Source organism: Magnetospirillum sp. SS-4 (genome assembly GCF_902729425.1).
GTDB lineage: Bacteria > Pseudomonadota > Alphaproteobacteria > Rhodospirillales > Magnetospirillaceae > Phaeospirillum.
In genome coordinates, this window is record NZ_LR746530.1 from 166433 (window position 1) to 187168 (window position 20736).

Sequence of the window (20736 nt, forward strand, 5' to 3'; positions counted from 1 at the left end):
GCTTCTCCGGCCCGAATCATCAGAGTACCATGCTTTTGGCCTGAACGAAGGCCATAGGCGCTCGGGGGCAATCTCTGTCGGGAGGAATACCATGAAATTCACGATTGGCGCGCTCTGTCTTTCCGTGGCCGTGCTGGCGGGCGGCGCCGCCCATGCCGGCGCCGACGATGTCAAGTGGGTCGCCAAATGCGTCAGCGACAATGCCGACGCCAAGGTGTCCGTGGAGGTGGTGACCAAGTATTGCACCTGCATGAACAACAAGATGGACGATAACGAGACCCTGTCCATCACCGCCTGGGAAAAGAAGAACCCCGCCGAAATGAAGGCCTGCGAAAAGGAAGCCGGCTGGAAATAGGTCGCGGCGGGCCGCCCGGCCCCGGCCGGGCGGCCTCAGACTCTGGCGAAGCGGCACCATGCGAAATTCTGGGTGGAGCCGCCCGGAGTGACGTGGGCCTGGCGCCGTTCCTCGATCAGGCGGAAGTCCGGACCCAGCAGCGCCGACAACGTGGCCCCGTCATGGCGGCGCACCGGCAGGCCGGAACATTTTTCCGGACCGTCGGGAGCGAAGGTGGCCAGGATCACCGTCGCCCCCGGCCCGGTCGCCCGCTTCAGCACCGCCGCATAGGCCGCCTGCTCGGCCGGGTCGGTCAGGAAGTGCAGCACGGCGCGGTCGTGCCACAGGTCGAACAGCCCCGGTACCGGCGACCACGACGTGACGTCGGATTCGATCCAGTGAACGTCGTCGCCCAGCGGCCCCAGCCGCTCCGCCGCCACCCGGAGCGCCGCGCCCGACACGTCGAGCACCGCCACATGGACGTGGCCCCGTTCCAGCAGCCGGTCCACCAGCACCGATGCGCCGCCGCCCACGTCGACGATGGCGGCGTCCTTGCGCAAGCCGGCCGCCTCGATCATCGCCAGGGACGGCGCCGGATCGTCCTGATGCCACGACACCGCCTCGGGCGACTTGGTGGTCCACACCGTTTCCCAATGATCCCTGCGTCCGGTCATGATCCCGCCCATCCTCGATTCGCCGACATAATACAGGATGAGAGAGGTACTGGAAATATGACGCCGGGAGTCGTATAGAAGCCCATTGTTCTTCGCAGTCGCGAGAAAGGGAGTCCATGTCCGAGAACTGGTCGCCGGAAAGCTGGCGCGCGAAGCCGATCCATCAGGTTCCCACCTATCCCGACCAGGACGCCCTGGCCGAGGCCGAGGAGACGCTGCGCAACTTCCCGCCGCTGGTGTTCGCCGGCGAGGCCCGGCGCCTGAACGCCGCCCTGGCCAATGTCGCCGAGGGCAGGGCCTTTCTGCTGCAAGGCGGCGATTGCGCCGAAAGCTTCGTCGAGTTCCGCGCCAACAACATCCGCGACACCTTCCGCGCCCTGCTCCAGATGGCGGTGGTCCTGACCTATGGCGCCGCCATGCCGGTGGTCAAGGTCGGCCGCATGGCCGGCCAGTTCGCCAAGCCGCGCTCGGCCGATACCGAGACCATCGACGGCATCACCCTGCCCAGCTATCGCGGCGACAACATCAACGGTATCGAGTTCACCCCCGAATCCCGCATCCCCGACCCGCAGCGCATGATCCGCGCCTACAACCAGTCGGCCGCGACCTTGAACCTGCTGCGCGCCTTCGCCCAGGGCGGCTATGCCGACCTGCACAAGGTGCATCAGTGGACGCTGTCCTGCGTCGCCGGCACCCTTCAGGGCGCCCGCTATCAGGACCTGTGCGCCCGCCTGGACGAGACCCTGGCCTTCATGGAGGCCTGCGGCCTGACCTCGGAGACCACGCCGCAACTGCGCGAGACCGATTTCTTCACCTCGCACGAAGCGCTGCTGCTGCCCTACGAACAGGCGCTGACCCGCGTCGATTCCACCAGCGGCGAGTGGTACGACTGCTCGGCCCACATGCTGTGGATCGGCGAGCGCACCCGCCAGCTCGACGCCGGACATGTGGAATTCCTGCGCGGCGTCCGCAACCCGCTGGGCTTCAAGGCCGGCCCCGGCATGGCCCCGGACGAGTTGCTGCGCCTTTTGGACCAGCTCAATCCCGGCAACGAGCCCGGCCGCATCACCGTCATCACCCGCATGGGGGCGGAGAAGATCGCCTCCGCGCTGCCGCCGCTGATCCGCGCCGTCCAGCGCGAGGGCCGCTCGGTGGTGTGGTCGTGCGATCCCATGCACGCCAACACCGTCAAGGCGGCCAGCGGCTACAAGACCCGGGTGTTCGATTCCATCCTGGCCGAGGTCCGCGCCTTCTTCGCCGTCCACAAGGCCGAGGGCTCGCACGCCGGCGGCGTCCATTTCGAGATGACCGGCCAGGACGTCACCGAATGCGTCGGCGGCATGACCGCCGTCACCGAGGCCAGCCTGGGCGACCGCTATCACACCCATTGCGACCCCCGGCTGAACGCCACCCAGGCGCTGGAACTGGCCTTCCTGATCGCCGAGCAGCTCAAGGACGAACGGGTGCAGGCCCGCGCCAAGGCCAGGGCGGCGGCGCGGTAGCCGCGCCCAGGCCGGACAATCGGTCGGGTGAGCCGGCGGCACTGGCCGTTTCACCCGCCGCGTCCCATATGGGATGTCATGAGCATCCCACCCACCGTTCTTTGCGATTTCGACGACCTCGACGACCCCGGCGCCAAGGGCTTCGTGGTGGACCGGAACGGGGCCCGGCTCCGGATATTCGTGGTGCGCCGCGATGGGCGGGTGTTCGGCTACGTCAATTCCTGCCCGCATGTGGGAGCGCCGCTGAACCTGGAGGACGATGCGTTCCTCGATCTGTTCAAGGCCAACATCCTCTGCGCCAATCATTTCGCCCTGTTCGAGATTCATAGCGGCCGCTGCGTGCGCGGCCCCTGCTCGGGCCGCGGGCTGGAGCCCTTTCCGGTCGCGGTGCGCGACGGCAAGGTGGAGGTGGCGGCCGCCTCGCGCGCGCCGGACCGGCCGGAGGAGCCGCGCCACCGGTCCGGCAGCGGAAAATCATAGAAATCAGCCGGCCACCAGCGCCGCCAGCACCCCGTTCAGCACCAGCCGGCCGCGGGCGGTGGCCCGCAATCCGGCGGCGTCGCGGGTGACGAAACCGCCGTCGATCATACGCTTCAGCCCGGCGGCGTCCAGGACCGGCTCCAGCCCGGCCAGCCGGTCCGGCCCGATTCCCTCTGTCAGGCGCAATCCCATCAGCAACCGCTCCTGGCGCAGGGAATCCGCGTCCAGCATCTCGCGGGTCTCGGTGGCGTGGCCGGCGGCCTCCACCGCCGCCAGCCATTGGGAGGGTGAACGCGCCTGGGCCGTGGCCTCGCCGTTCAGCCGGCCATGGGCGCCCGGCCCGATCCCCACCCAGTCGCCGCCCCGCCAATAGATCAGGTTATGGCGGCATTCGGCGCCGGGGCGGGCGTGGTTGGAAATCTCGTAGGCCGGCAATCCGGCCAATGCCGTCATCTCCTGGGTCAGCTCGAACAGGGCGGCGGCCTCGTCGTCCCCAGGCAGGGCGAAGGCCCCGGCCCGATGGAGCGGGGCGAAGGCGGTGCCGTCCTCGACGGTGAGCTGGTAGAGCGACAGATGCCCGCCGGCCAGGGCGAGGGCGAGGGCCAGTTCGTCGCGCCACCGCTCGCGGGTCTGGCCGGGGCGGGCGTAGATCAGGTCGAACGAGACGCGGGGAAACACCGCCCGGGCGGCGGCCAGCGCCGCCAGCGCCTCGGCGCCCGAATGGCGGCGGCCGAGAAAGCGCAGCGACTCGTCGTCCAGCGCCTGGATGCCCAGCGACAGCCGATTGATGCCGGCCTCGCGGAAGGCGCGGAAGCGGCCGGTCTCGACGCTGGTGGGATTGGCCTCCAACGTCGCCTCCAGATCGGGGGCGAGGCTCCAGTGCCGGCCGGCTGCTTCCATCAGGGCGGCGACGGTGCCGGGCTCCATCAACGACGGGGTGCCGCCACCGAAAAACACCGAGTCAAGCCGGCGGCCCCTGGTCTCGGAAGCGAAATGATCCAGCTCGGCCAGCAGGGCGCGGCGCCAGCGGGCGTGGTCGATGACGCCGGCGGCGTGGCTGTTGAAATCGCAATAGGGACATTTGGAAAGGCAGAACGGCCAGTGAATATAGAGGCCAAAACTCATGGAACCATTCCGTCCAGCCGCCGCCGTTGCTTGCGATAGAGCGGGTCGAGGCCGCCCTCGACGGTCAGCGCCCGCCAGACCGCCGAGGCCTCCAGGTCCACATGATCGCCGCGCAACGCCAGCCTGGGGGTGTCGGCGGTGTTGAGGCCGCGCACGCCGGAGCGGCACAATCGGTGATGGCGGCCGATCTCGGCCAGGGCGGAGCGGTCGATGCTGTCGATGTCGCCGAAGGTGTAGGCGAACCAGTCCGGCGCCGCCCCCAGCCTTGACGCCAGCAGCCGGGCGGCGTCGCCGACCTGTTCCGCCTGACGGTCGGGGCTCAGTCCGGCCAGCCGCAGATGGTCGCGGGTATGGCTGCCGATGGTGTGGCCCAGCGCCGCCAGGCGCTCGACGCCGCGCCAGTCCATCAGGCCCTCCGGGGCCGGCCTTTGGCCGCGCAGGATGTTGGCGGCGATGGCGGCCCGCTGCTCGGCCTCGCCCAGATCGATCAGGCCGGGGCAGACGAAGAACAGCGCCCGGACCTCCAGCGGCGCCAGGATGGTCTCGGCCGCCTCCAGGTTGGAGGCGAAGCCGTCGTCGAAACTGAGCAGCACCCCGCCGGGGCCGGGCTCGCCCTCCAGCCGCCGGCGGGCGGTGGCGGGGTCGAGCAGGGTTCCGGCAGCCTTCAACCCGGCCACCAGGGCGGCCAGGGCTGGCCGTTGCGATATCGGAACGTCATGCAGCATCAGGATGCGGATGCCGCCGTCCGGCCTGAACCGCCGCAACAGCCGGGTGGCCGCCAGGGCGGGCGGAGCCAGCAGCTCGCGCGGTCTCATGTCCGCCCCAGGGCGGCGGCGTGGACCCGCCCGGCCCAGCCGCGCAGCGAGGTCTCGCCCAGCCATTGGGCCACCGGCACGAAAAAGCCGGTCTTGGGCCGTCCCAGAATGGCGGCGGGCAGCGCCGGACTGGCGCACAGCGCCATGTCCCGCTTGGTGGGCGCCCGGTCGGCGGCGTGCAGGGCCAGCACGCCGCGCAGCAGGGCGGTGTCCACCAGCGGCACCCGGATTTCCAGCGAATGGGCCATGCCGGCCCAATCGGCGTCGCGCAGCAGCTGGTTGCGCATGTAGAACTGCATTTCCAGCGCCGAGATGGCCAGCCGGTCGTCGGCTATGCCGCCGGCCGCCTCGGCCAGCCGCAGGCGCGGCGCCAGCGCCTCCAGCCCGGCATGGGCCATGTCGGCGTCCATCACCCGGTCCAGCTCCCACGGCATGAACAGGCCGCGCCTGAGCAGATAGGCGTCCGGCAGCGAGGTGCCGTATTCGAGAATGCCGGCCAGCTTGGGCGAGGCGAAGCGGCGGACCAGCCCGGCGCTGACCCTTCGGAAGCCGCGTCCAAGCGCCGGCATCGCCCCGAACGGCCCCAGCGCCGAGACCATCCGGGGAATCTGGCGGAAAGTGTCGTAGCCGGCGAACAACTCGTCGCCGCCCAGCCCCGACAGCGCCACCTTGAGGCCGCGGGCGGCGGCGGCGCGGGCGACGAACCAGACGTTGACGCCATCGATGGAGGGTTGATCCATGTCGGCCAGGATTCGGCCGCGCTGGGCGGCGAAGGCGGCGGCGGGAATGCGGGCGGTGACGTGATCGGTTCCGAAATGATGGGCGGCCAGCTCGGCCAGCGGCGCCTCGTCATGTTCGGTGCCCTCGAATTCGGCGAAGGCCAGGGTGACCGACAGCAGCCGGCCGCCGGCCTGGCGCGCCGCCATGGCGCAGAGCGTGGTGGAATCGAGGCCGGCCGACAGGAACACCCCCACCGGCACGTCGGCGATCAGGTGATGCGCCACCGAATCCTCCAGCGCCGCCTTCAGGTCGACGCCGGCCACCGGCTGGGGGCGGCGCAGTTCGGCCCCCAGGTCGAAGAAGGTGCCGCCGTCCCGGCCGCCCGGCCCCCACCATTCCCAGGCGCCGGGCCGGGCGGCGCGGATGCCCCGGTACAGGGTATGCGGCTCGGGCACATGGCCCCACAGGAAGAAGCCGGCATGGCCAGCCGGATCGGGAGCGGTGTCGATGCGGCCCCCGGCCAGCAGCGCCTTGACCTGCGACGCCACCCGCACCGTCTTGCCGTCATCGGCGATATAGAGCGGCTTGATGCCCAGGCCGTCGCGGGCCACCAGCAATCCCTGGCGGCGGCCGTCCCAGATGGCCAGGGCGAACATGCCGCGCAGGCTGGCCAGCATGGCCGGCCCCTCGCGGCGGTACATCTCCAGCACCACTTCCGTATCGGAACCGGAACGGAATTTGACGCCCTGAATCTCCAGCCGCTTTTTCAGCGCCCGGTAATTGTAGATCTCGCCGTTGAAGACGATGGCGGTCTCGTCCCGGCCCTCGCCCGCCACCATGGGCTGGGCGCCGGCCGGGCTGGGATCGATGATCGACAGCCGCCGATGCCCCATCACCACCCGGCCATAGGCCCCCATCCAGGCGCCGTCGCCATCGGGGCCGCGCGCCCGCATGGCGTCCCGGATGCGGATCATCTCCATGGGATCGACCAGACGGGCGTCCGGGCCGTGGGCGAAGAGGGCGACAAGACCACACATGCGGGCGCGGGGCTCCGGGAATCGGGACGGCGGAGCAAAGCCATAGCGCATTTCCCCGCCACGTTCCAGGGAAGGCGTTTCGACTTGGACCGGGCGGCGCTGTCGGCTAAACATGGGGTCCGTCTGGCATCCCAGGGTCGGGGGAATGAAGGAAACGCTGTCTCGCGCCCATGTGGCCTTCGTCCATGACGTCGTCATGGCGGCGGTGTCGTTCGTGGCGGCGCTGTACCTGCGCCTGGGCGACGACATCTGGCTGTACTGGGGCAGCGGCGACCTGGCGCTGGGCACCGGGCTGTTCGCCCTGGTGGCCATGCCGGTGTTCCTGTCGCAGAAGCTGTATCGCGGCGTATGGCGCTACGCCTCGGTCAACGACCTGCTGGCCCTGGTCCGCGCCGCCACCCTGACGGTGCTGGTGTTCCTGGCGGTGCTGTTCCTGATGACCCGGCTGCAAAGCATGCCGCGCTCGGTGCTGGTCATCAACTGGTTCGTGCTGCTGGCTCTGCTGGGTGGGCCCCGATTCCTCTACCGCACCGTCAAGGACCGCCTCCAGGCGGCGCGTTCGGCCCGCGGCGATTCCATTCCCGTCCTGTTGGTGGGCGCCGGCGACGAGGCCGAGCTGTTCATCCGCGCCACCCGCGCCGATCACGGCGAGTATCGCGCAATCGGGCTGGTGGCCGAGCGCGGCGGTCGGGTCGGCCGCAACATCCACGGCATCGACGTGCTGGGCACCATCGACGACCTGGACGAGGTGGTGGCCGGGCTGGCGCGCCGGGGCCAGACTCCGCAGCGCCTGATCATCACCGATCACCGGCTGGACGGCGCCGTGGTGCGCGACCTGCTGGACGCCGCCGACCGGCTGGGGATGAGCCTGGCCCGCATTCCGCGGCTGACCGACCTGAAGGACGGCATCGCCGACACGCTGACGCTGCGCCCGATCGCGGTGGAGGACCTGCTGGGCCGGCCCCAGCTGGCGCTGGACCGCGCCGACATGGAACGCCTGATCAGGGGCCGCCGGGTGATGGTGACCGGCGCCGGCGGCAGCATCGGCTCGGAACTGGTTCGCCAGATCGGCGCGTTCGGGCCGGAACGGCTGGTGCTGTTCGAGGCCTGCGAGTTCAACCTCTACACCATCGACCAGGAGCTGTCGCGCCAGGAGGACGGGCCGGAACACGTGCCGGTGCTGGGCGACGTGCGTGACGCGGTCCGGGTCCGTTCGGTGATGGAGCGGCACCGGCCGGAACTGGTGTTCCACGCCGCCGCCCTCAAGCACGTTCCCATGGTGGAGTACAATCCCGAGGAAGGCATGCTGACCAACGCGGTCGGCACCCGCATCGTCGCCGATGCCTGCGTCGCCGCCGGCGTGTCGCTGATGGTGCAGATTTCCACCGACAAGGCGGTCAATCCCACCAACGTCATGGGCGCGTCCAAGCGGGTGGCCGAGATGTACGCCCAGGCGCTGGACCTGGTGGCCGGCCAGACCCCCGGCGGCACCCGCTTCGTCACCGTGCGTTTCGGCAACGTGCTGGGCTCGACCGGTTCGGTAGTGCCCTTGTTCCAGAAGCAGCTGGCCGAGGGCGGCCCCATCACCGTCACCCATCCCGACATGACCCGCTATTTCATGACGGTGCACGAGGCGGTGGAACTGGTGCTGCAAGCCTCGGCCTTCGGGGTGGAGCATCCCGATTATCGCGGCAAGATCTTCGTGCTCGACATGGGCGAGCCGGTCCGGATCGTCCATCTCGCCCGCCAGATGATCCGGCTGGCCGGACTGCGCCCCGACCATGACGTCGGAATCGTCTTCACCGGCCTCAGGCCCGGCGAAAAGCTGTTCGAGGAAATCTTCCACGGCGCCGAGCCGCCGGTCGCCACCGGCCGCCCCGGCGTGCTGGTGGCCTCGCCCCGCGCGGTGGACGCCGAGGAGCTAGGCATCGCCATCGACGAGCTGGCCCAGGCCTGCCGGGCGCACCAGCCGGAACCGGCCCTGTCCATCGTCCGCCGCCTGGTGCCGGAATACCGGCCCGGCGAGAACGGAACCGGAGAGTGACTTCGCTTGTCATTTCCAAGCCATTGCCTTAGGAAGGCGGGGCATCATTCTGGGGATTCACATCCATGAAATACGGTCGCAAGCGGGTTCTGGTGACGGGTGGGGCCGGGTTCCTGGGATCGCATCTGTGCGAACGCCTGCTGGCCGAGGGCTGCGACGTCATGTGCGTCGACAACCTGTTCACCGGCGTCAAGGACAACATCGCCCACCTGCTGGGCAATCCCTATTTCGAGCTGGTCCGCCACGACGTCACCTTCCCGCTCTACGTCGAGGTGGACGAGATCTACAACCTGGCCTGTCCGGCCTCGCCGATTCACTATCAGCGCGATCCGGTCCAGACCACCAAGACCTCGGTGCACGGCGCCATCAACATGCTGGGCCTGGCCAAGCGGGTCCGCGCCAAGATCTTCCAGGCCTCCACCTCCGAGGTCTATGGCGATCCCGAGATCCATCCCCAGACCGAGGATTACCGCGGCAGCGTCAATCCCATCGGGCCGCGCGCCTGCTACGACGAGGGCAAGCGCTGCGCCGAGACCCTGTTCTTCGATTACTGGCGCCAGCACGGCCTGCGCATCAAGGTGGCGCGCATCTTCAACACCTACGGCCCGCGCATGCACCCCAACGACGGCCGCGTGGTGTCCAACTTCATCGTCCAGGCGCTGGAAGGCCGTCCGATCACCATGTACGGCGACGGCAGCCAGACCCGCTCGTTCTGCTACGTCGACGACCTGATCGAGGGCTTCGTCCGCCTGATGGGCTCGCCCGACGACGTCACCGGCCCCATCAACCTGGGCAATCCCGGCGAGTTCACCATGCTGGAACTGGCCGAGACGGTGCTGCGCCTGACCAAATCCGCCTCGAAGCTGGAATTCCTGCCGCTGCCCGCCGACGACCCGCGCCAGCGCCAGCCCGACATCGCCCTGGCCGGGGAAAAGCTGGGCTGGGGACCGACCATCCCGCTGGAACAGGGGCTGGAGCGCACCATCGCCTATTTCCGCGAGCGCATGAAGGCCTGAGGATCAGCGCCTCAGATAGAGGTCGAGCCCGTTGCAGGTCTCCGGCAGCCGCCGGTAGCGCTCCAGGGTGGCGCCGTCGATGACCGCGCGGCCGCCGGGCAACGCCAGCGACGCGAACCAGCCGTCGCGGATCAGCCCGCCCACGCCGCCGCCCTCGAAGACGCGGCCCTTGGCGCGTTCCATGTCGTATTGGTAGGCCAGCACGAAGCGCGGCCCGTCTTCCCGCATCCACGGCAATTGCAGATAGGGGTCGTGGGAATACATCGGCGCCGGCAGGGCGGCGACGCAGTCGCGCAGAACCCGATAGCGGGCATCCATGTCGCGCACGCTTCTGACGCCGCCGATGCCGGCCACCACCAGGGCGCAGGCGGCCAGTTCCAGCAGCCACGCCGCCGTCAGGGCGATGGTGGGCAGGCGCGGCCAGCCGCGCTGCTCCAGGCCCGCCACGCCGCGTCCCGCCAGCAGGGCCAGAAAGAACACCAGCGGAAAGTAATAATTCTCCGCCGCGCCGACCTTGGCGCTGGCCGGCAGCACCGGCAGGCAGGCCAGCACGCAGCACAGGCCGAGCAGCAGCGGGGTGTCGTCCTGCACCGCCCGCCAGCGCCGCAGCAGCGGCAGGACCAGCAGGGCGCCGAGCACCACCGGCACGATCTTCGGCGCGGTGTTGAGCAGGTTGCGCTCCAGTTGCCACCATGCGAAATCCGAGCCCTGGAAGGCCAGCAACATGCCCCGGTATTCGGGACCGCCCAGCAGGACCGGCGCCGCCACCCCCGCCGCGAACACCGCCGCCAGCACCATGATGGCCCTGATCTCCAGGCGCAGCAGCAAGAACAGCCCCAGGCCCAGCGGCACGAACAGATAGGATTGCTTGAAGCCCCAGGCCGCCGCCGCCAGGGCGGCCGCCAGGGCCACCGAGGCCAGCCGGCGCCGCTCGTATCCCGTCAGCACCGCCAGGATGGCGGCTTCCGACAGGGCGGTGGCCCACAGTTCCGGATTGAGCGACAGCGCCCACCACCCCACCAGGGGGCCGATGGCCAGCCAGACGGCCAGCAGCCGGTTGTGGGCGTTGACCAGCGCATTTCCCGACGGCGCCGCCCGGCGCAGGCAGGCCCAGGCAATCCAGCCGCACAGCAGCGCCCCGGCCAGCCCGACGAAGCGGCCGATGGTGGGAACCCAGGCGACGTCGAGGCCCAACGCCCCCTTGACCGCGCCGATCGCGGTGGCGAACAGGCCGAAGAACAGCCAGTTGTAATAGCTGGCGGCGAACGGAATCCGCGACGGATCGGTATAGGCGGCGCCGTCCATGGCGCGCAGGATGCCGAGCACGCCTTCCTCCTCGGCGCCGCTGGTCACCACCAGCAGCGGCCGGGCGAACGAGATGGCGGATTCGGCGCGGACCAGCAGCAGCAGCAGGGCGGCGGCGACCGCCAGGGCGGCGGCGGCGACCAGGGCGCGGCCGCGCAGGGGAATCATGCTGATCAACCCTCGACCTGACTCATTGCCAATAGCCTCATCCTGAGGTGCGAAGCCTCGAAGGATCGAGGCGGGCCAAGACCTCGCCCTTCGAGACGGCCCCCGAAGGGGCCTCCTCAGGGTGAGGTCGGCTGTGACAGAACGACATCGGCCTTATCCCCGTTGGGTCGGCCGGGTGCGGTAGTCGCCGCGCGACAGCAGCCGCTCGATCAGGCAATAGAGCACGATGAACAGATAGCGCGAGCCCATCTCGCGAATGCGCAGCTTGGAAACGCCGGTCTTGCGGTTGTGCCACGAGATCGGCACCACCGCGTAGGAATAGCCGCGGATGATGGCCTTCAGCGGCAGTTCCACCGTCAGGTTGAAATGGTGCGCCAGGATCGGCTGAACCCCGGCGATCACCTCGCGGCGGAAGCACTTGAAGGCGTTGGTGGTGTCGTTCAGCTTCAACCCGAACAGCACCCGGATGAAGGTGTTGGCCATCCGGTTCAGCAACAGCTTGTGCAGCGGATAATCCACCACCTTGCCGCCCTTGATGAAGCGCGAGCCGAACACGCAGTCGTGGCCCTGCTGCAACGTCTTCCAGTACACCACCAGATCGTCGGGGGAATCCGACATGTCGGCCATGACCACGGCGACCGCCTCGCCCCGGAATTCCGCCAGTCCGCGCCGGACCGCGAAGCCGAAACCGTTGGGGGGCGTGTTGTCGACGTGGCGCAGCGCCGGATAGCGGGATTCCAGGTCCAGCAGCTCGGCCTTGGTGCCGTCGCTGGAATTGTCGTTGACCACCACGATCTCGTGGGCGATGCCGGCCGCCTCCAGCGCCTGGATCAGCGCCGGCACCGTGACGCACAGATTGCCCTCTTCGTTGTGGGCGGGAATCACCACCGACAGCAGGCCGGGCACGCCGGCCGCCACCCAATCCGCCCGCGACGGGACGGCGATGTCGCTCACGCCCTGGCTCTTTCGGACATGGCCTGATGAATCTCGGCCAGGATGGAGCGGATGTCGTGGGTATAGGCCCAGTCGGGATAATGCGACTGGAAGCGGCGCACGTCGCTGATCCACCAGATGTGGTCGCCGGCGCGGTTGCCGTCGGCGTAGCTCCAGTTCATGGGCCGGCCGGTCAGGTCCTCGCACACCGCGATGGCTTCCAGCATGGAGCAGTTGGAATGGCGCGAGCCGCCGATATTGTAGATCTCGGCCGAGCGCGGCTTTTGCACCACGTGCCAGAAGGCGTTGACCAGATCGAAGGCGTGGATGTTGTCCCTGACCTGCTTGCCCTTGTAGCCGAACACGGTATAGGGGTCGCCGGTGACGGCGCACTTGACCAGATAGGACAGGAACCCATGCAGCTGGGCGCCGGAATGGTTGGGGCCGGTCAGGCAGCCACCCCGGAAGCAGGCGGTCTTCATGTCGAAATAGCGGCCGTATTCCTGGACCATCAGGTCGGACGCCGCCTTGGACACGCCGAACAGCGAATGCATGCAGCCGTCGATGCTCATGCTCTCGTCGATGCCGTGCCTGGCATAGGGATGCGACGGGTCCAGCTCCCAGCGGGTTTCCATCTCCACCAGGGGCAGGCGGTTGGGGGTGTCGCCGTAGACCTTGTTGGTCGAGCAGTGGATGAAGGGCGAATCCGGGCAATGCCTGCGGGTGGCTTCCAGCAGCGACAGGGTGCCGTTGGCGTTCACCGTGAAATCGGTGTGGGGATCGCGGGCCGCCCAGTCGTGCGACGGCTGCGCCGCCGTATGGATCACCGCCGCGATGGACTTGCCGTGGCGGGCGAACAGGGCGTCGATGGCGGCGGTATCGCGGATATCGATGGTCTGGTGGCTGTAGTTCCTCAGCTCGGATTCAAGCTGGGTCTGCGACCATGCGGTGCTGGCGCCGTCGCCGAAGAACACCCGGCGCATGTCGTTGTCGATGCCGACGACGTCCAGGCCCTTGCCGTGGAAGAAGCGGGCCGCCTCGGAACCGATCAGCCCGGCCGAGCCGGTAACGATCACAACGCTCATCTGCTTGATATCCTTACCGTAGAATCGGTTCCAGCCGGGCGCGGTTGTCCACCAGCCAGCGGGCGATGTCGTCGACGATCCGCTCTATCGACCGGGTCGGACGCCAGCCGGTGGCCGCGGTGACGCGGGCGCAATCGGTGACGTACCAGGGAATGTCGGCGTCGCGGGTCTCGGCCACGCCGCCGATCTCCAGCGGCCGGCCGGCGGCCTTTGCGCACAGGGCGGAAAGTTCGCGCAAGGACACCGAATTGGCCGCGCCGCCGCCCACGTTGAACAACGAACCGTCCCAGCGCTCCAGATCGCTCAACTGCAAACGCAGGATGTCGTAAAGGTCATCGACGTGCAAGACGTCGCGCACCTGATGGCCGTGTCCGCCGAACCCCATGTAGGACAGGCCGCCGCCATACAGGTGGCGGGACGCCCACAGCACCATGAAACCCTGATCGACCTTGCCCATCTGCCACGGCCCGGCCAGCACGCCGGAACGGTAGACCAGGGTCCGAAGGCCGTAGGCGGCGCGGTATTCCTCCACCAGCATTTCCGAGGCCAGCTTGGTGGCGCCGTAGAGCGAGCGCGGCCCGGCCAGGGGAAAGTCCTCGGCGATGCCGGCCCTGGACCAGCCGGGGCCGGCGGCGTCGGCGGGAAGGTCCAGCCGGTCGCCGCTCACCGCCAGCGGCAGGGCGCGCAGCGGCGCGATGGGATAGACCCGGCTGGTGGAGATCAGCACGAAGGCGGCGCCATGGGCGCGGGCGTGCTCCAGCCCGTTGATGGTTCCCAGCAGGTTGGTGTTGATCAGATAGGCGGGGGAACCGCCATAGCCGGCGTGGACGCTGGGCTCGGCCGAGCAATCCAGGAACAGGTCGCACGGCCCGGCGGCGGCCAGGTCCTCGGGACAGCGGATGTCGCCGTGGGCGAATCCGACGCCGCATTCGCGCAGCCGTTCCAGCGCCAGTTCGCTGCCGCGCCGCTTCAGGTTGTCGAGGGCGATCACATCGCTGTCCGGATGATCACGCTTGATGGACAAGGCGAGGGATGAGCCGACGAACCCGGCACCTCCGGCGACGATGACCCTGTTCACCTGTTTCCTCGCTGCGCCCACCTCTGGATGGGGCTACCCATTAGTTCAAAACGTCCCCAGGCGCAACCACGGCCTTCTCGGCCCGGCCGATACGACGCCCGCCCCAGGCGCGACCCGGTCCCGGCGTCCGGCCGGCGATTGACAGGAATTGGCCTTTCCTCTCTACTGCGGGCCGCTGAACCGCCTGTCGGGGATATCCCATGACCACGCCGAATCAGGTCCAGAAAGAGCTCTACGAATCCATCCACGAGGATTACGAGCGCCATTACTACGACCCGTCGTCCATGGCCTACCGCCGCGAGTTCATCTACGATCCCATGTTCGGCGACGTGAACTTGAACGGCAAGACGGTGGCCGATCTGGCCTGCGGCAGCGGTCACAATTCGGTGTCGCTGAAACAGCGCTATCCCGGCGTCGCCACCATGGGCTTCGACATCTCGGACATGGCGGTGGAGGGCTACCGCAAGAACGTGGGGGCCGAATGCCGCCAGTTCGACCTGTGCAGCCAGACCCCGCCGGACATCCAGGTGGACGCCGCCATGATCGTGGTCGGCCTGCACCATTGCGTCAGCGACCTGACCGCGGCCCTGCGCAACGTCGCGGCCATGGTCAGGCCCGGCGGGCATTTCTTCATGGTGGAACCCAGCAGCCAGTGCTTCCTGGAGCTTGGCCGCAAGATCTGGTACCGGATGGACAAGTATTTCGACGCCTCGACCGAGGCGGCGCTCAACCACGACGCGGTCGCCCGGCTTGGCGAACCGTGGTTCGAGGTCGAATACAGCCGTCACATGGGCGGACCGGCCTATTTCCTGATTCTCAACAGCCTGCTGTTTCGCATCAGCGTCGAACGCAAGGCTGGCATGGCCCCCGCCCTGTTCGCCGCCGAGCGGCTGTACAACCGCCTGCCCGGCAAGCTGTGGTTCCCCTACTTCGTCGCCCGCTGGCGTCGCAAGGGCTGATCAGGTCTTGCCGGCGCCAGCGTCAGCAGGCGCGGCGGCAAGGGTTCCGGCGCCGACCGGCTTGACCGCCGTCGCCGCCAGGGCGGCGGCGACGTCATCGGAACCGGCGGGGGAAACGGCGGGGTCGGCCGGCGGAACGGCGCCATTGGCCGCCGATTTCGCCGCCAGGGCGGCGGCGGCATCCAGGGCGGATTCGGCGGCGAGTGGACCGCCCCCCGGACCCTTCGTTTCCAGCTGCTTGAGATCGCGCCGCAGCACTCCGATCTTGGCGTCCAGCTTGGTCAGGTTCTCGCGATCGCTTTCGATGGCCTTGACCCATTCGTCGCGTTCCTTGCGGACAAGCTGGTCCATCTCCTCGATGCGCTTGACCACCGGTTCGGCCAGTTCCTGGAACTTGCGGGCGTTGTCGGCCTCCAGGTTGGTCTTGATCTTCTCGATCTCCTCCAGCAGGTCGCGCTTGATCCAGCGGCTTTTCTTGTCGAGATCCTCGGTCATCTTGCCGAGGCGCTCCTCCATGTCGCTGTTGAGCTGGACCTTCAGTTCGTAGGCGTTGCGGACCAGGCCGGCCATGTATATCACTAGGCCGCCGCCGACCACGAGTATGATGCCGGCAGCCAGGGAGACGATGAGGACGGACGACATGCTCATGGATGAAGCGCCGGACCTGCACGGAACTGAGGTGGGGACCGCCCCACTGTCGTTCAAACCCCGCCCCGATGCAAGCGCGCTGGACTTTGATTGACACCATGGCCGCGGCGGCTAAGATGGCCGGCGCAGACGAACCCCGTGGGAGAGACCGCCCCCGCCCGCAAGGGCCGAAGGCGGCGCCGAAGGAGCAACCGCCCCTGGAAACTCTCAGGCAAACGGACCGCGGGGGGATGAGCCTCTGGAAAGCGTGTCGATAGGCCGAGGACGGCAGATCGGCCCACCGACGATGTAAGCCGCGACCGCCCCCTGGGGCCGACGCGGTGAATCTTTCAGGTTCCCAGACAGAGGGGGGCAAACCGGGCGACGCCACAGCTACGCCCGCGCCCCTCAACCACGGCGGGCCGCCATGCCCGTCAAGGAGGAACCCGGTGAACGAATCCGAGTCCCCGTTGCTGACCACGCCGCTCGACGCGCTGCACCGCCGGCTCGGCGGCAAGATGGTTCCGTTCGCCGGCTACGCCATGCCGGTGCAGTATTCCGCCGGCATCATGACCGAGCATCTCCACACCCGGGCCAAGGCGTCGCTGTTCGACGTCTCGCACATGGGACAGGTGGAGATCAGGGGCGAAGGCTGCGCCCGCTGGCTGGAAACCCTGGTGCCGGGCGAGATTCAGGGCCTTGGCGTCGGCAAGACCCGCTACACCGTCTTCACCAACGACCAGGGCGGCATCCTCGACGACCTGATGGTCAGCAAGCTGGCCGAGGACCACCTGTTCGTGGTCATCAACGCCGCCTGCAAGGCCGCCGATTTCGCCCACATGCAGGCCCGGCTCGGCGGCAAGGTCGATCTGCGCCTGATCGGGGACCGGGCGCTGGTGGCGCTGCAAGGCCCCAAGGCGGCCGAGGCCATGGCCAGGGTGGCGCCGGGCGCGCTGGACATGACCTTCATGACCATCCGCGAGATCGATATCGCCGGCATCGCCTGTCTCGCCACCCGGTCGGGCTATACCGGCGAGGACGGCTGGGAAATCTCGGTGCCGGCCGGCCGCGCCGAGGACCTGGTCCAGACCCTGCTGGCCCTGCCCGACGTCATGCCGGCCGGCCTGGGCGCCCGCGATTCGCTGCGCCTGGAAGCCGGGCTGTGCCTCTACGGCTCGGACATCGACGCCGCCACCACGCCGGTCGAGGCCAACCTGTCCTGGATCATGAACAAGCGCCGCCGGGCCGAAGGCGGCTTTCCCGGCGCGGACGTCATCCAGAAGCAGCTGGCCGAGGGGCCGGCGCGCCTTAGAATCGGCATCCAGCCGCTGGGCCGCGCGCCGGCCCGCGCCCATACCGAGATCACCGACGCGGCCGGTAACCGGCTGGGGGAAATCTGCTCCGGCGGATTCGGTCCCTCGGCCGACCGGCCCATCGCCATGGGCTATGTGCCCCGCGCCTTCGCCGCCATCGGCACCAGACTGACGCTGATGGTGCGCGGCAAGCCGCTGGACGCCGAGGTCGCGGCGCTTCCTTTCGTTCCCCACCGCTACGTCAAGGGCTGAGTCATGAGCGATACGCGCTTCACCAAGGATCATGAGTGGATTTCCGTCGCCGGCGACATCGGCACAATCGGCATCAGCGACCATGCCCAGCACGCCCTGGGCGACATCGTCTTCGTCGAGCTGCCCGAGATCGGCCGCCACCTCGCCCAGGGGGCCGAGGCCGCCGTGGTGGAATCGGTCAAGGCCGCCTCCGAGGTCTATTCGCCGGCCTCGGGCGAGGTGATCGCCATCAATCAGGCCATCGCCGACCAGCCGGGGCTGGTCAACGAGGGCGCCGAGGGCGCCGCCTGGTTCTTCAAGATCCGCCTGTCCGATCCGGCCGAGCTGGCCGGCCTGATGGACCGCGCCACCTATGACGGCTACCTGAAGACCCTGGAATAGGCTTTCACCCCATGCGCTACCTGCCGCTGACCGAGTCCGACCGCCGCGCCATGCTGGACGTGATCGGGGCCAAGGACGTGGACGAGCTGTTCCGGGACGTTCCCGCCGCCGCCCGTCTCGCCGAGGCCTTGCCGCTGCCCCGCCACCAGGGCGAGATGGAGGTGGAGCGCGCCTTCACCCGCATGGCCCACAAGAACCTGTCGGCGGGATGCGCGCCCTTCTTCATCGGTGCCGGGGTGTATCGCCACCACATTCCGGCCAGCCTGGACCAGCTGCTGCTGCGCGGCGAGTTCCTCACCGCCTATACCCCCTACCAGCCCGAGGTCAGCCAGGGCACCCTTCAGGCGCTGTTCCAGTTCCAGACCCAGGTGGCGATGATCACCGGCATGGACGTGGCCAACGCCTCCATGTACGACGGCGCCACCGCCGCCGCCGAGGCGGCGATCATGGCGTGCCGCGTCACCAAGCGGAACAGGGTGATCCTGTCGGGCACCCTGCACCCCCATTACGTCGAGACCACCGAAACCAGCCTGCGCTACACCGAGATGACGGCCGAGGCGCTGCCGCCCGACCCGCTGGGCTTCGAGGACCTGCTGGGCCGGATCGACGCCGCCACCGCCTGCGTCGTGGTCCAAAATCCCGGCTTCTTCGGCGGCGTGAAGGACCTGCGGCCGCTGGCCGCCGCCTGCCACGGGGCCGGCGCCCTGCTGGTGGTGATGGTGGCCGAACCCACCAGCCTGGGCCTGTTCGACTCGCCCGGCGCCATGGGGGCCGACATCGTGGTGGCCGAGGGCCAGTCGCTGGGCATCGGCATGAATTTCGGCGGGCCGGGTCTCGGCCTGTTCGCCACCCGCGACAAGTTCGTCCGCCAGATGCCGGGGCGTCTCGCCGGCCAGACGGTGGACGTGGACGGCAAGCGCGGCTGGGTGCTGACGCTGTCGACCCGCGAGCAGCATATCCGCCGCGAGAAGGCCACCAGCAACATCTGCACCAATTCCGGCCTGTGCGCCCTGGCGTTCTCGATCCACCTGACCCTGCTGGGCGAGACCGGCTACGCCCGGCTGGCCGAACTGAACCACGCGGCGGCGGTGCGGTTGGAAGGCAAGCTGAAGGCGGTCAAGGGTCTGCGGGTGCTGGCGGGCAGCTATTACAACGAATTCGCCGTCCATCTGGGCGACGATGTCGATGCCGCCCAGGTGGTGGACGCGCTTGCCGACCGGGGCATCCTGGGCGGCGTGCCGGCGTCGCGCTTCTGGCCCAGCTGGCCGGAATTGCGGCCGGTGCTGATCCTGGCCGCCACCGAGACCAATACCGAGGCCGACATGGACAGTCTGGTTTCCGCCCTGAAGGAGGTGCTGTCATGAACCCGGCGTTTGAGGGGCATCAGCAATGAGCGGACAACCGACTCTCAGCGGCAATCGCGGCCTTCAGATCGAGGAGAAGCTGATCTTCGAGATGGACAATCCCGGCTCGGTCGCCGTCGACCTGCCCGAGCCCGGCCCCATCGACCTCGACCGCATGGGCGGCGTCGCCCGGCGCGGCCGCATCGGCCTGCCCGACCTATCCGAGCCGCAGGTGGTGCGTCACTTCACCCGGCTGTCGCAGAAGAATTACGGCATCGATTCCGGCTTCTATCCGCTGGGCTCGTGCACCATGAAGCACAATCCCCGCCTGTCGGAAAAGATGGCCCGCCTGCCCGGTCTGGCCGACCTGCACCCGTTGCAGCCGCAAAAGACCGTCCAGGGCGCGCTGGAAGTCATCGACTCGCTGGCCTTCTGGCTGAAGGAGCTGACCGGCCTGCCCGCCATCGCCATGAGCCCCGCCGCCGGAGCCCATGGCGAGTGGTGCGGCCTGATGGCGATTCGCGCCGCCCACGAGGACAGGGGGGAAGGCCATCGCCGCCGGATGCTGGTGCCGGAAAGCGCCCACGGCACCAATCCGGCCTCGGCCGCCATGTGCGGCTTCACCGTCGATCCCATTCCGGCCAAGGACAACGGCCGGGTCGATCTCGACGCGATGAAGGCCAAGCTGGGTCCCGACGTCGCCGGACTGATGCTGACCAACCCCAACACCTGCGGCCTGTTCGAATCCGAGATCATCGAGATCGCGGCGGCCATCCACGGGGCCGGCGGCTATTTCTACTGCGACGGCGCCAATTTCAACGCCATCGTCGGGCGGGTGCGCGTCGCCGATCTCGGCATCGACTGCATGCACATCAACCTGCACAAGACCTTTTCCACCCCCCATGGCGGCGGCGGCCCCGGCGCCGGCCCGACCGTGCTGTCGGCGGCCCTGGCTCCCTACGCGCCGGTCCCCTATGTGGTCCACGGTCCCCAGGGCCTCGAACTGGTGGAAGGCGCCCGCGAGGGAGCCAAGCCGTTCGGCCGGGTCAAGGGCTTCCACGGCCAGTTCGGCGTGTTCGTGCGCGCCCTGGCCTATATCGCCTCCATGGGCGCCGACGGCCTGCGCCAGGCCTCGGGCGACGCGGTGCTGAACGCCAATTACCTGCAAGCCTCGCTGAGCGACGCCCTGACCGCCTCGTTCGACGGCCCCTGCATGCACGAGGCGCTGTTCGACGACCGCTTCCTCAAGGATACCGGGGTGACCACGCTGGACTTCGCCAAGGCGCTGATCGACGAGGGCTATCATCCCATGACCATGTACTTCCCGCTGGTGGTGCACGGCGCCCTGCTGATGGAGCCGACCGAGACCGAGTCCAGGGAAACCCTGGACCAGTTCATCGCGGTGGTGAAGGGTCTGGCCGGACGAGCCAAGGCCGGCGCCGCCGAGGACTTCAAGGCGGCGCCCCGCCTGACGCCGCGTCGCCGTCTGGACGAGACCCTGGCGGCCCGCGCGCCGGTCCTGCGCTGGAAGGCGTCGACTTGACG

The 20736-nt window shown here is 68.7% G+C and carries 19 protein-coding genes and 1 riboswitch; of the genes, 10 read left to right on the forward strand and 9 right to left on the reverse strand.

What is annotated here, in order from left to right:
- The first annotated feature begins 91 nt into the window (after positions 1-91).
- Positions 92-355: a hypothetical protein gene (locus tag MTBSS4_RS19355; protein WP_173985003.1), complete on the forward strand. Its 264-nt coding sequence runs from the start codon at positions 92-94 to the stop codon at positions 353-355.
- Positions 356-390: 35 nt separating this feature from the next.
- Here the strand turns inward: MTBSS4_RS19355 and MTBSS4_RS19360 are convergent, their stop codons facing one another.
- On the reverse strand, positions 391-1008 hold the full coding sequence (locus MTBSS4_RS19360) for a class I SAM-dependent methyltransferase (RefSeq protein ID WP_173985004.1): 618 nt from the start codon (positions 1006-1008) through the stop codon (positions 391-393).
- A 116-nt stretch (positions 1009-1124) separates the two neighbouring features.
- Here MTBSS4_RS19360 and MTBSS4_RS19365 point away from each other — a divergent pair, with 116 nt between their 5' ends.
- Both MTBSS4_RS19365 and MTBSS4_RS19370 read left to right on the forward strand, forming a co-directional pair.
- Positions 1125-2510, forward strand: a complete 1386-nt coding sequence (locus MTBSS4_RS19365; protein ID WP_173985005.1) for a class II 3-deoxy-7-phosphoheptulonate synthase — start codon at positions 1125-1127, stop codon at positions 2508-2510.
- Between the two features lie 78 nt (positions 2511-2588).
- Positions 2589-2990: a Rieske (2Fe-2S) protein gene (locus MTBSS4_RS19370; RefSeq protein WP_173985006.1), complete on the forward strand. Its 402-nt coding sequence runs from the start codon at positions 2589-2591 to the stop codon at positions 2988-2990.
- Between the two features lie 3 nt (positions 2991-2993).
- Here MTBSS4_RS19370 and hemW read toward each other — a convergent pair whose 3' ends face one another.
- The 3 genes from hemW to asnB are packed head-to-tail and all read right to left on the reverse strand — an operon-like array spanning position 2994 to position 6687.
- The gene (hemW, locus tag MTBSS4_RS19375; RefSeq protein WP_173985007.1) at positions 2994-4115 is read right to left on the reverse strand and encodes a radical SAM family heme chaperone HemW; all 1122 of its coding nucleotides are present in this window, start codon (positions 4113-4115) and stop codon (positions 2994-2996) included.
- On the reverse strand, positions 4112-4930 hold the full coding sequence (locus tag MTBSS4_RS19380) for a polysaccharide deacetylase family protein (protein WP_173985008.1): 819 nt from the start codon (positions 4928-4930) through the stop codon (positions 4112-4114). Before MTBSS4_RS19380 ends, hemW begins: the two co-directional genes overlap by 4 nt.
- Complete coding sequence (asnB, locus tag MTBSS4_RS19385) at positions 4927-6687, reverse strand: asparagine synthase (glutamine-hydrolyzing) (RefSeq protein ID WP_173985009.1); 1761 nt, start codon at positions 6685-6687, stop codon at positions 4927-4929. Before asnB ends, MTBSS4_RS19380 begins: the two co-directional genes overlap by 4 nt.
- Before the next feature lie 145 nt (positions 6688-6832).
- Between asnB and MTBSS4_RS19390 the strand changes: the two genes are divergently transcribed.
- On the forward strand, positions 6833-8731 hold the full coding sequence (locus tag MTBSS4_RS19390; protein ID WP_173985010.1) for a nucleoside-diphosphate sugar epimerase/dehydratase: 1899 nt from the start codon (positions 6833-6835) through the stop codon (positions 8729-8731).
- Positions 8732-8796: 65 nt separating this feature from the next.
- Positions 8797-9747 (forward strand): UDP-glucuronic acid decarboxylase family protein, encoded by a 951-nt coding sequence (locus tag MTBSS4_RS19395; RefSeq protein WP_173985011.1) that lies wholly within the window; start codon positions 8797-8799, stop codon positions 9745-9747.
- Positions 9748-9750: 3 nt separating this feature from the next.
- On the opposite strand, the gene MTBSS4_RS19400 is transcribed toward MTBSS4_RS19395, so the two are convergent.
- The 4 genes from MTBSS4_RS19400 to MTBSS4_RS19415 all read right to left on the reverse strand — a co-directional run bounded on the left by MTBSS4_RS19400 (position 9751) and on the right by MTBSS4_RS19415 (position 14316).
- A complete protein-coding gene (locus MTBSS4_RS19400; RefSeq protein ID WP_173985012.1) occupies positions 9751-11220 on the reverse strand; it encodes a hypothetical protein in 1470 nt (489 codons plus the stop codon).
- Positions 11221-11373: 153 nt separating this feature from the next.
- Entirely contained in the window at positions 11374-12174 is an 801-nt protein-coding gene (locus MTBSS4_RS19405) for a glycosyltransferase family 2 protein (protein ID WP_173984900.1), read from the reverse strand.
- The gene (locus tag MTBSS4_RS19410; RefSeq protein WP_173985013.1) at positions 12171-13238 is read right to left on the reverse strand and encodes an NAD-dependent epimerase/dehydratase family protein; all 1068 of its coding nucleotides are present in this window, start codon (positions 13236-13238) and stop codon (positions 12171-12173) included. Before MTBSS4_RS19410 ends, MTBSS4_RS19405 begins: the two co-directional genes overlap by 4 nt.
- A gap of 13 nt (positions 13239-13251) precedes the next feature.
- The gene (locus tag MTBSS4_RS19415; protein ID WP_173985014.1) at positions 13252-14316 is read right to left on the reverse strand and encodes an NAD-dependent epimerase/dehydratase family protein; all 1065 of its coding nucleotides are present in this window, start codon (positions 14314-14316) and stop codon (positions 13252-13254) included.
- Positions 14317-14516: 200 nt separating this feature from the next.
- On the opposite strand from MTBSS4_RS19415, the gene MTBSS4_RS19420 reads away from it, so the two are divergent.
- Positions 14517-15275, forward strand: coding sequence for a trans-aconitate 2-methyltransferase (locus tag MTBSS4_RS19420; protein WP_173985015.1), 759 nt, complete (start codon positions 14517-14519; stop codon positions 15273-15275).
- Here MTBSS4_RS19420 and MTBSS4_RS19425 read toward each other — a convergent pair whose 3' ends face one another.
- On the reverse strand, positions 15276-15923 hold the full coding sequence (locus MTBSS4_RS19425) for a hypothetical protein (RefSeq protein ID WP_173985016.1): 648 nt from the start codon (positions 15921-15923) through the stop codon (positions 15276-15278).
- A gap of 129 nt (positions 15924-16052) precedes the next feature.
- Positions 16053-16156, forward strand: a riboswitch (glycine riboswitch).
- 195 nt (positions 16157-16351) lie between these two features.
- On the opposite strand from MTBSS4_RS19425, the gene gcvT reads away from it, so the two are divergent.
- The 4 genes from gcvT to gcvPB are packed head-to-tail and all read left to right on the forward strand — an operon-like array spanning position 16352 to position 20734.
- The gene (gcvT, locus tag MTBSS4_RS19430; protein WP_173985017.1) at positions 16352-17467 is read left to right on the forward strand and encodes a glycine cleavage system aminomethyltransferase GcvT; all 1116 of its coding nucleotides are present in this window, start codon (positions 16352-16354) and stop codon (positions 17465-17467) included.
- Between the two features lie 3 nt (positions 17468-17470).
- A complete protein-coding gene (gcvH, locus tag MTBSS4_RS19435) occupies positions 17471-17848 on the forward strand; it encodes a glycine cleavage system protein GcvH (RefSeq protein ID WP_173985018.1) in 378 nt (125 codons plus the stop codon).
- A gap of 11 nt (positions 17849-17859) precedes the next feature.
- A complete protein-coding gene (gcvPA, locus tag MTBSS4_RS19440) occupies positions 17860-19212 on the forward strand; it encodes an aminomethyl-transferring glycine dehydrogenase subunit GcvPA (RefSeq protein WP_173985019.1) in 1353 nt (450 codons plus the stop codon).
- Between the two features lie 25 nt (positions 19213-19237).
- Entirely contained in the window at positions 19238-20734 is a 1497-nt protein-coding gene (gcvPB, locus tag MTBSS4_RS19445) for an aminomethyl-transferring glycine dehydrogenase subunit GcvPB (protein ID WP_173985020.1), read from the forward strand.
- Positions 20735-20736: the final 2 nt, after the last annotated feature.